The 10,395-nt window shown below is 57.3% G+C and carries 6 protein-coding genes; 3 read left to right on the forward strand and 3 right to left on the reverse strand.

Annotated elements, in window-relative coordinates; translation table 11 throughout:
• Window positions 1-3 precede the first annotated feature (3 nt).
• Window positions 4-2,511, reverse strand: coding sequence for a PAS domain S-box protein (locus ACIQ3A_RS02860; RefSeq protein WP_396430252.1), 2,508 nt, complete (start codon window positions 2,509-2,511; stop codon window positions 4-6).
• 173 nt (window positions 2,512-2,684) lie between these two features.
• On the opposite strand from ACIQ3A_RS02860, the gene aceE reads away from it, so the two are divergent.
• The 3 genes from aceE to lpdA are packed head-to-tail and all read left to right on the forward strand — an operon-like array spanning window position 2,685 to window position 8,933.
• On the forward strand, window positions 2,685-5,393 hold the full coding sequence (gene aceE, locus ACIQ3A_RS02865; protein WP_396430253.1) for a pyruvate dehydrogenase (acetyl-transferring), homodimeric type: 2,709 nt from the start codon (window positions 2,685-2,687) through the stop codon (window positions 5,391-5,393).
• Between the two features lie 15 nt (window positions 5,394-5,408).
• Window positions 5,409-7,049, forward strand: a complete 1,641-nt coding sequence (gene aceF, locus ACIQ3A_RS02870) for a dihydrolipoyllysine-residue acetyltransferase (RefSeq protein WP_396430254.1) — start codon at window positions 5,409-5,411, stop codon at window positions 7,047-7,049.
• Window positions 7,050-7,106: 57 nt separating this feature from the next.
• The gene (lpdA, locus tag ACIQ3A_RS02875) at window positions 7,107-8,933 is read left to right on the forward strand and encodes a dihydrolipoyl dehydrogenase (protein WP_396430255.1); all 1,827 of its coding nucleotides are present in this window, start codon (window positions 7,107-7,109) and stop codon (window positions 8,931-8,933) included.
• Window positions 8,934-9,053: 120 nt separating this feature from the next.
• On the opposite strand, the gene ACIQ3A_RS02880 is transcribed toward lpdA, so the two are convergent.
• Both ACIQ3A_RS02880 and ACIQ3A_RS02885 read right to left on the reverse strand, forming a co-directional pair.
• Window positions 9,054-10,088, reverse strand: coding sequence for a DctP family TRAP transporter solute-binding subunit (locus ACIQ3A_RS02880; RefSeq protein ID WP_396430256.1), 1,035 nt, complete (start codon window positions 10,086-10,088; stop codon window positions 9,054-9,056).
• 86 nt (window positions 10,089-10,174) lie between these two features.
• Window positions 10,175-10,395, reverse strand: a 221-nt coding sequence (locus ACIQ3A_RS02885; RefSeq protein WP_396430257.1) for a TRAP transporter large permease subunit, incomplete at its 5' end; no start/stop codon positions are given.

Below are 10,395 nucleotides of genomic sequence, written 5' to 3' on the forward strand. Positions count from 1 at the left end.
TGGTTATGTGGTCGGACCGGTATTGACCGGAATCCAAAAGGAAAACCGGCAACCCATCACTTCGCCGGAATTGTAGAGGTTCTCAGCAGCGATCCTGCCCTGGTGTGATTCGACGATGCTTCGACACAAATTCAGGCCGATGCCCATGCCTTCGACCTTGGTTGAGAAAAAGGCCTCGTAAACCCTTTCAATGACTTCAGGGGGCAGGCCCTGTCCCGTATCTGTGACGGAAAACTCCACCACCGACTGGTTTTCGATTTGTTTGGGAACGATGCGCAGTTCCACCTCACGTTGCCCATTGGGCCGTTGGGTGTTGTCGATGGATTCCGCGGCGTTTTTCATCAGGTTAATCAGTACCTGCTCAATCAGGATGGGGTCAACCAACAGTTGCGGCAGCCTGGCGGCCACATGGTGTGTCAGGCGGACATGGCGCCTGCGCATCTCTATTTCAGCCAGTTCCAGCGATTCGCTCACCATGGCCGACACATCCGAGAGTGTCCGGTTGGGCTCGCTGCGTTTCACAAAACTGCGTATCCGCAAGATGATCTGTCCCGCCCGTTGGGCCTGACGAGCGGTTTTATCCAATGCGGAAAGCAGGTCATCCTCGTTGACTTGCTGGGATTTGATGCGCGAGATCATGCCGCTGCAGTAATTGCTGATCGCAGTCAGCGGTTGGTTCAGCTCATGGGCCACGCTGGAGGCCATTTCACCCATGGTAATCAGGCGACTGGCGGTTTGGGCACGTTCTGCTTGCTGTGCAGCCAGCTCTTCGGCCTTGCGGCGCGGCGTGATGTCGCTGGCAATCACCATTTGCGCCAATCGACCATCCGCCCAGTTGATGTAACGAGAACGCACTTCCAACCATTTACCGAGTTCAGGAATAAAAATTTCCGAATTTTCAGAGCCCGCCACGGTCAAACTTTCGGTGGGCAAACCCACCATTTCGTCCACATCGTCAGATCGCTCGGTTGAATCGGTCGCCCCCGCTTGCTGCAACAAGCGCAAATGCCCTTTTGTGCTTTGATCAAACCAAAGCCGGTAAAGTTTGTTGGCAAACAGAAGCTCCTCGCTCCCTAACGGGGCCACGGAGACCGATGCATCCAGCGCTTCCAGAACAATGGTGAAGCGTTCGTGCGAGCTGGCCAATTGATCCCTGATTCGGTTGGGTTCGGTGATGTCGGTCATCGAGGTCATCCAACCCGTTTGCTTGCCACTGGCATCAATCAGGGGAGAAACGTACATGCGCGCATCAAACAACTGTCCGTTATGGCGTTTCACACGAACCTGAAATCCCCCCGCTGAATGCTGGCCGCTGATTTCTTCTTCAAGACGCTTCATCAGCAACTCCCTGTCCTGGTCTGGCCAGTAAGGAAAGGGGGCCACGGCACCGACCAAATCGGACTCGCTCCAGCCGGTCATTTGGCAAAAAGCGGGGTTCACATACGTGATGCGCCCCCTCAGATCCAGGGCACGCATGCCCGTGACCATTGAGTTTTCCATGGCACGTCGGAAGTTTGTTTCGGCCACCAAGGCTTTTTGCGCTTGTATACGACGCCGTGTGTGTCGCCAGTTACCGATCAGCATCCAGGCCGTCATGACACTCAAAACACTGACCAGCCAGAATAAACCGCTTCCCACCAAACCTTGTGAAGTCCGCCAGGCCTGGGCCCGCAAAATCAAATCATTGCCAACAGGAGAAACGGGTACTTCGTAATCATTGTTGGGTTTTTTGCTGCCCGGCAAAAGACTCCACAGCGCAATCCGTTCGGGGATGGTCTGCCCGGCCAACAAAAGGCCCTTGCCGTTTTGTAAAGCAACGGCGTATTTCGCCAGCACCTCGGTCGGGATGCCGTAGCGGAGCAGACCTTCCATGGTGTATTGCGCCAAGATGACCCCACTGAATACGCCCTGGTCATTGCTCAACGGTGTGTGCAGTTGCAGCACCGGCATTTGAATGTCTTTGTCCTCTTCTGCATCCACTTGGCCATAGATGGGTTGCATGAGGTCCCGGGCCAAACTAAAGTGGCTTTCTGTTTCGCTCACTTTGAGCACATTGCCCGCACGCAGGTTCTGACTTGGCGAAATGCTGGATGCACTTTGGTTGGCAATGATCCGTCTGCGGTCATCAATCCAGGTCAGTGATAAAAATTCTGGGTGTTGCTGAACCAATGCTTCTGCGCGCGACAGAAACTGTTCGCTCCGAATTTCTCGGTTTGACACATCCCGAGCCAGCCGCATGACCTGCTCTTGTCGCTCCAGCAGTCTCAACCTCAGTCGTTGTTGGGCGTATTCCACATCGCGCTTGATGGCCTCTTGCTCGCGTTCTACTTCTTCAACCCGCAAGTACCAAAAGGCACTGGCAATGGCAGCGAGAAACAACACAACAGCCACCACTGGGGCCAGATTTGCAAAACGGTCTTGTTTATTGGGGGATTGGCGGTGCCACCAACTGCGCCACCATGCCCAAGGTCCGACCTGTGTCACGACCGATGCTGCTTTGTTCAATTCCATGGCTTGAGTTTAGGGGACAAGCGCTTGCCTTGGCCTTCAATGCGTGAATGTCATGTTGGGTCGATCTGTTTTTACATTTCACAATGCGATATTGATAAGCATGATTTGAAATAATGGAAAAAATATGTAAAAATTCGGGCATCATTGACCAAAAACACCCACAGGAGACAAGCATGACAGCGGCAACACCTCAACAGCCGGCTCGGGATCTGGACACCCAAGAGACCCGCGAATGGATGGACGCCTTGTCCGCAGTGATCGAAAAAGAGGGCGGTGAACGAGCGCACTTTTTGATCGAGCAGTTGCTAGAGCACGCTCGTGAAAACAGCATCGACATGCCTTTTTCTGCGACGACGGGCTATGTCAACACCATCGAACCCAACCAGGAAGCCCGTTGTCCTGGAAACATAGAGATTGAGGAGCGCTTGCGCGCCTACATGCGCTGGAACGCCATGGCCATGGTCGTCAAGGCCAATCGCCACAATCCAGCCGACGGTGGCGACTTGGGGGGCCACATCGGGTCCTTCGCATCTTTGGCGCACATGTTTGGCGCCGGCTTCAACCATTTCTGGCACGCCGAAAGCGCTGAGCCTGGAAAAGAACACGGTGGTGACTGCCTCTATATCCAGGGCCACGTGTCGCCAGGCGTCTATGCCCGCGCTTACCTGGAAGGTCGCTTGACCGAGGAGCAGTTGCTCAACTTCCGTCAGGAAGTGGACGGCAAAGGCCTGTCGAGTTATCCGCACCCCAAACTGATGCCCGAGTTTTGGCAGTTTCCTACTGTGTCGATGGGCCTCGGTCCACTGATGGCCATTTACCAGGCCCGTTTTTTGAAATACCTGCACGCCCGAGGCATTGCCAACACCGAAAACCGCAAAGTCTGGGTCTTCTGCGGCGATGGCGAAATGGACGAAGTTGAATCGCTGGGCGCCATTGGTTTGGCCGCCCGTGAAAATCTTGACAACCTGATCTTTGTCGTTAACTGTAATTTGCAACGTCTTGACGGCCCAGTGCGTGGCAACGGCAAGATCGTGCAAGAACTCGAAGGTGAATTCCGAGGCTCTGGCTGGAACGTCATCAAACTCCTGTGGGGCAGCGAATGGGACAGCCTGCTGGCCCGCGACAAGGACGGCGCACTGCGCAAGCTGATGATGGAGACCTTGGACGGTGACTACCAGGCGTTCAAGGCCAACGACGGGGCTTATGTTCGCAAGCATTTCTTTGGCCGCGACCCCCGTACCCTGGAGATGGTGGCGCACCTGTCCGACGACGACATCTGGAACCTCAAACGTGGTGGTCACGACCCACAAAAAGTCTATGCGGCCTACCATCAGGCCGTCAACACCAAGGGCCAACCCACGGTGTTGTTGATCAAGACCGTCAAAGGCTTTGGCATGGGCAAAGCGGGTGAGGGCAAGAACACGGTCCACCAGACCAAGAAGCTGACGGACGAAGACATCAAGTACATGCGCGACCGCTTCAACCTGCCGATTCCTGACAGCGAGTTGTCCAAAATTCCGTTTTACAAACCCGCTGACGACACGCCGGAAATGCGTTACTTGCACGAGCGTCGCAAAGCGCTGGGGGGCTATTTGCCCAAGCGCCGTGTCAAGGCCGACGAGCAATTTACCGTCCCTTCGATCGACACTTTCAAGGCCGTGATGGAGCCCACAGCCGAAGGCCGTGAGATTTCCACGACCCAAGCCTACGTGCGCTTCCTGACGCAATTGCTGCGCGACCAGGCCCTCGGGCCACGCGTGGTACCCATATTGGTGGACGAAGCCCGTACATTCGGCATGGAAGGCCTGTTCCGCCAAATCGGCATTTACAACCCAGCGGGCCAGCAGTACACCCCGGTCGACAAAGACCAGGTCATGTACTACAAGGAAGACAAAGCCGGTCAGATCCTGCAAGAAGGCATCAACGAAGCCGGCGGCATGTCCAGCTGGATCGCCGCGGCCACCAGCTATTCCACCAGCAACCGCATCATGGTGCCGTTCTATGTGTACTACTCCATGTTCGGTTTCCAGCGCATTGGCGATCTGGCCTGGGCTGCGGGCGACATGCAGGCGCGAGGCTTCCTGTTGGGCGGCACATCGGGGCGCACCACGCTGAATGGCGAAGGCTTGCAGCACGAAGATGGTCACAGCCACATCATGGCGAACACCATCCCCAACTGCGTGTCTTATGACCCCACCTTCGCGCACGAAGTCGGCGTTATCCTGCACCACGGCTTGAAGCGCATGGTCGAAAAACAAGAGAATGTTTTTTACTACATCACCTTGCTCAACGAAAACTACGCCATGCCAGGCCTCACAGCAGGCACCGAAGAGCAGATCATCAAGGGCATGTATTTGTGCAAGCCAGGCGCGGCAGGTGACAAGCGTGTGCAATTGCTGGGCTCGGGCACGATCCTGCGCGAATCCATTGCCGCGCAAACCCTGCTGGCCACGGACTGGGGCATCCAGGCCGATGTGTGGAGCTGCCCAAGTTTCAACGAACTGACCCGCGAAGGTCAGGACGCAGAACGCTTTAACCTGCTGCACCCGATGGCGACCCCACGCGTCTCGTTTGTCGGTCAACAACTGGCCCAACACAAGGGCCCCGTGGTGGCATCGACCGATTACATGAAGGCCTATGCAGAGCAGATCCGGTCGTTCATCCCGAAAGGCCGCACCTACAAAGTGCTGGGCACCGATGGTTTTGGCCGTTCAGACTTCCGCAGCAAACTGCGCGAGCACTTTGAGATCAACCGCCACTACATCGTGGTCGCGGCCCTCAAGGCATTGAGCGAAGAAGGGGTTGTGCCAGTCTCGCAGGTGGCTGAGGCCATCCAAAAGTACGGCATCAATACCGACAAGATCAACCCGCTGTACGCATAAGACTTGGAGACAAACATGGCATTGGTAGAAGTTCAAGTTCCTGACATTGGGGATTTCGATGAAGTGACCGTCATCGAGTTGATGGTCAAAGTGGGCGACAGCGTGAAAGCAGAGCAATCGCTGATCACGGTGGAGTCTGACAAAGCCTCCATGGAGATTCCTTCGAGTACGGCGGGCGTTGTCAAGGAAATGCGCGTGGCGCTCGGTGACAAGGTCAAGCAAGGCTCGATCGTGCTGGTGGTGGAAGCCTCAGGTGCGACAGTCGCGCCGATGGCTGCACCTACAGCGGCTGTCGCCGCCCCTGCGGCGGTGGCCCCTGTCGCTGCGGCGCCTGCAGCTTCCGGTCCTGTCGAAGTGCACGTTCCCGACATTGGCGACTTCAAGGACGTGGTCGTGATCGAAATCATGGTCAAGCCTGGAGATAACATCAAGGTCGAACAATCTCTGATGACCGTCGAGTCGGATAAAGCATCGATGGAAATTCCGTCCTCTCACGCGGGTGTCCTGAAAGAGATGAAAGTGAAGCTTGGCGACAAGGTCAACATTGGTGACCTGCTGGCCATTTTGGAAGGTGCAGCCTCTGTCGCAGCACCCGTGGTGGCTGCGGCCACGGCGCCTGTCGCTGTAGCTTCAACCCCGGTGGCTGCGCCAACACCTGTGGCTGCGGCCGTTGCAGCAGTAGCCGCACCAGCGCATGCACCCGGTGGCAGCACGCTGGCCTTGCCCCATGCCTCGCCTTCGGTACGCAAGTTCGCCCGTGAGTTGGGTGTGCCGCTTGAAGAAGTCAAAGGCTCGGGTCTGAAAGGCCGCATCACGGAGAGCGACGTTCAAGTCTTCACCAAGGCGGTCATGTCGGGCGCATCCCAAACCAAAGCGCAGGCGGCCAAAGCGCCTGCCCAGGGTTCGGGCGGTGGCGGCTCCGAGTTGGGCCTGATCCCCTGGCCCAAGGTCGACTTTGCCAAGTTTGGCCCGATTGAGCGCAAGGAGATGGGTCGCATCAAAAAGATCAGCGGTGCCAACCTGTTGCGCAACGCGATCATGATTCCGGCTGTCACCAACTTTGATGACGCCGATATCACCGATCTGGAAGCCTTCCGCGTCTCGACCAACAAAGAAAACGAAAAATCAGGTGTCAAGGTCACGATGCTGGCGTTCCTGATCAAGGCCTGCGTGGCCGCGCTCAAGAAATACCCCGAGTTCAACAGTTCACTTGACGGCGATGCGCTGGTCTACAAAAACTACTGGCACATCGGATTTGCGGCGGACACGCCCAATGGGCTGATGGTGCCGGTGATTCGCGATTGCGACAAAAAAGGCGTGCTGCAAATCAGCCAGGAAATGGGCGAGTTGGCCAAAAAGGCGCGTGACGGCAAGTTGGGTCCTGCAGAAATGTCCGGTGCGACTTTTACCATCTCCAGCCTGGGGGGCATTGGTGGCAAGTACTTCACACCCATCATCAACGCGCCCGAAGTGGCCATTTTGGGGGTGTGCAAGAGCACCACCGAACCGGTGTGGGACGGCAAGCAGTTTGTGCCGCGCCTGATGCTGCCTTTGTCTTTGACTTGGGACCATCGCGTCATCGACGGCGCCGCTGCGGCACGCTTCAATGCGTTGCTGGGTCAAATCCTCAGCGACTTCCGTCGGGTATTACTCTAATCCTTGGGGGCGGACCAAAGCGCAGCTTGGCTCGGCCCCCAACCTCTTGAGAAGAACATGGCACTCATAGATATTCAAGTCCCCGACATCGGCGACTTCGACGAAGTCACCGTGATCGAGCTGATGGTCAAGGTGGGCGACACCGTCAAGGCCGAGCAATCGCTCATCACCGTAGAGTCCGACAAAGCGTCGATGGAGATCCCTTCATCCCACGCTGGTGTTGTGAAAGAACTCAAAGTCAAGCTGGGCGACAAGGTCAAGCAAGGCTCCGTAGTCTTGGTGCTGGAAGGTGAGGGCGCTTCGGCGGCTCCAGCGGCTGTCCCAGCCGCAGCTTCTTTAACGCCCGCAGCTGCGCCTGTCTTGGCAACGCCTGCCCCCGTGGCTTCATCCTTTGCCGGCTCGGCCGACATCGATTGCGACGTGCTCGTGTTAGGTGGCGGCCCCGGCGGCTACTCGGCAGCGTTCCGCGCAGCCGATCTGGGCCTGAGCGTTGTCATCGTTGAGCGCTACGCCACCCTGGGCGGCGTTTGCCTGAACGTAGGTTGCATCCCATCCAAAGCGCTGCTGCACGTGGCTGCCGTCATGGACGAAGTGGCCCACATGGCCGATTTGGGTGTGGACTTCGGCGCACCTGTGGTCAACATTGACAAGCTGCGCGGCCACAAGGAAAAGGTCATCGGCAAGCTCACAGGCGGCTTGGCGGCCATGGCCAAGATGCGCAAGGTCACGACCGTTCGCGGCTTGGGTCAATTCATCGGTGCCAACCACCTTGAAGTGTCTGAGACCACCGGCACCGCTCAAGAACAAACCGGCAGCAAGAAAGTGATCGCGTTCAAGAACGCCATCATCGCGGCAGGTTCGCAAGCCGTGCGTTTGCCTTTCATGCCCAACGACCCACGTGTGGTGGACAGCACCGGCGCCTTGGAACTCAAAGAAGTGCCCAAGCGCATGCTGATTTTGGGCGGCGGCATCATCGGCCTGGAAATGGGCACGGTTTACAGCACGCTGGGCGCCCGCCTCGATGTGGTCGAAATGATGGACGGCCTGATGCAGGGCGCCGACCGCGACTTGGTCAAAGTCTGGCAAAAGATGAACGCCAAGCGCTTTGACCACATCATGCTCAAAACCAAGACGGTGGGCGCACGCGCCTTGCCAGAAGGCATTGAAGTCACGTTTGAGAGCGCAGAGCCCGGCGGCACTGCCCCCGCACCGCAGGTGTATGACTTGGTGTTGCAAGCCGTGGGCCGCACGCCCAATGGCAAAAAACTCGCCGCCGAAAAGGCCGGCGTGGCTGTGACCGACCGTGGCTTCATCAATGTCGACATTCAGATGCGCACCAACGTGCCCCACATCTTCGCCATTGGCGACATCGTGGGCCAGCCCATGCTGGCGCACAAAGCGGTACACGAAGCTCATGTGGCGGCCGAAGTCATCGCTGGCGAACTGCAAGGTAACAAAGAGCTGGCCGCTGCCGCCTTCAATGCCCGCGTCATCCCGAGCGTGGCCTACACCGACCCCGAAGTGGCGTGGGTCGGCCTCACCGAAGACCAGGCCAAAGCGCAAGGCATCAAGGTCAAAAAAGGCCTGTTCCCCTGGACCGCATCAGGCCGCGCCATCGCCAACGGCCGCGACGAAGGCGTGACCAAGTTGCTGTTTGACGATTCACCGGAGGCGCATGGCCACGGCAAGATTCTGGGCGGTGGCATGGTGGGCACGCACGCGGGCGACATGATTGGCGAGATCGCTCTGGCCATCGAAATGGGCGCAGACGCTGTGGACATCGGCAAAACCATTCACCCGCACCCCACGCTGGGCGAAAGCATCGGCATGGCGGCTGAGGTGGCGCACGGCAGTTGTACGGACTTGCCACCTAGCAAGAAGTAAAACCAAGATCCCGCGCATAAAAAAAATGCTGTCGACACGCTGCAATGCAGCAGCGTGGCGACAGCGAAATTAAAGCGGCATACCTTTAGCCCGCTCTTGGCGCAGTGCGCCAGCCAGAGCTTACTTTTTACGGTCTGCGACGGCTTTTTCGGCAGCTCGCACCAGATCCACGCCCACCGTGTTGGTCCACTTCTCATAGACCGGACGTGTGGCTTTGACAAATGCTGCGCGCTCTTCGGTGCTCAGCTGTGTCACTGTCACGCCCATGCCGGCAATATCTTTCAATACAGGTTTGTCAGCCTCGACCAGTCCCTTGCGAGCGATCGCAATTTCTTGCTTGCCAGCGTCTATGGCGGCTTGGCGAACAATGGCTTGGTCGGCTGGTGTCCATGAAGCCCAGACTTCCTTGTTGACCACGAAGATCAACGGATCAGCGACGTAACCCCAGGTCGTCACGAACTTCTGGCCGACGGTGTGCATCTTCAGCACGGTGAACAAAAAAAGCGGGTTTTCCTGTCCGTCCACTGCACCACTGGCCAGCGCCGGCTGTGCGTCAGCCCAGCTCATTTGCGTCGGGTTGGCACCCAGCGCTGTGAACATATCGGAATAAATCGGTGAGCCGACAACACGAATTTTCATGCCCTTCAGGTCATCCGGCGATTTGATCGGCTTCTTCGAATTGGTCAACTCGCGGAATCCGTTTTCACCCCAGGCCAAAGGAACCGCGCCGGCTTTGTCGACGGTGGCAAAGATTTTCTTACCAACTTCACCCTGCGTCAGCGCGTCGATCGCCGCGTAGTCAGGCATCAAGAACGGCAACGAAAACAGATTGAGCTCTTTGACCTGGGGCGACCAGTTGATGGTCGAGCCCACGGCCATATCGATCACGCCTTGGCGCAATGCGCTGAACTCACGTGTTTGGTCGCCCTGAATCAGCGAAACGCCAGGAAACAACTTGATGTTGATCCGGCCAGCGGTGCGCTCTTTAACCAGGTCAGACCAGATCTTGCCTGCCATGCCCCAAGGGGTTGGTGGGCCAAGCACCAATGACATTTTGTATTCGGCTTTGTAGGCCGCCTGCGCCATGGCGCCCGTGCCAAATCCAAGAGCAGTTGCAGCCAGGGCCAAGCCCAGCAGAGTGCGGCGAAATTTCATGAGAGTCTCCTTTTGGTGTGAATGTGAAATAACTGATGGACGGAAAATAAGATTTTGCGCGATCTTCAAGACGGACCTGGGCCGACTCAGTAGCCCAGCCTGCGTGGCAGCCACAAAGCGAGTTCTGGGAAGGCGATGACCAAAACCATGACGATGAACATGGAGAACAGCATCCAGCCGACCCAACGCACCGTCTCTTCCATGGGCACTTTGGCGATGCGGCAAGAGACCATCAAATTAACAGCCAGGGGAGGGGTGAACTGCCCCAGCGCCACTTTGAGTGTGAGGATGACACCGAACCACACTG

Source organism: Limnohabitans sp. (genome assembly GCF_044361985.1).
In the GTDB taxonomy this organism is placed as follows: Bacteria; Pseudomonadota; Gammaproteobacteria; order Burkholderiales; family Burkholderiaceae_C; genus Limnohabitans_A.

Coding starts and splice junctions, on each gene's coding strand:
- lpdA (WP_396430255.1), top strand. CDS start 7,107: ATGGCACTCATAGATATTCAAGTCCCCGACATCGGCGACTTCGACGAA.
- aceE (WP_396430253.1), top strand. CDS start 2,685: ATGACAGCGGCAACACCTCAACAGCCGGCTCGGGATCTGGACACCCAA.
- ACIQ3A_RS02860 (WP_396430252.1), bottom strand. CDS start 2,511: ATGGAATTGAACAAAGCAGCATCGGTCGTGACACAGGTCGGACCTTGG.
- ACIQ3A_RS02880 (WP_396430256.1), bottom strand. CDS start 10,088: ATGAAATTTCGCCGCACTCTGCTGGGCTTGGCCCTGGCTGCAACTGCT.
- aceF (WP_396430254.1), top strand. CDS start 5,409: ATGGCATTGGTAGAAGTTCAAGTTCCTGACATTGGGGATTTCGATGAA.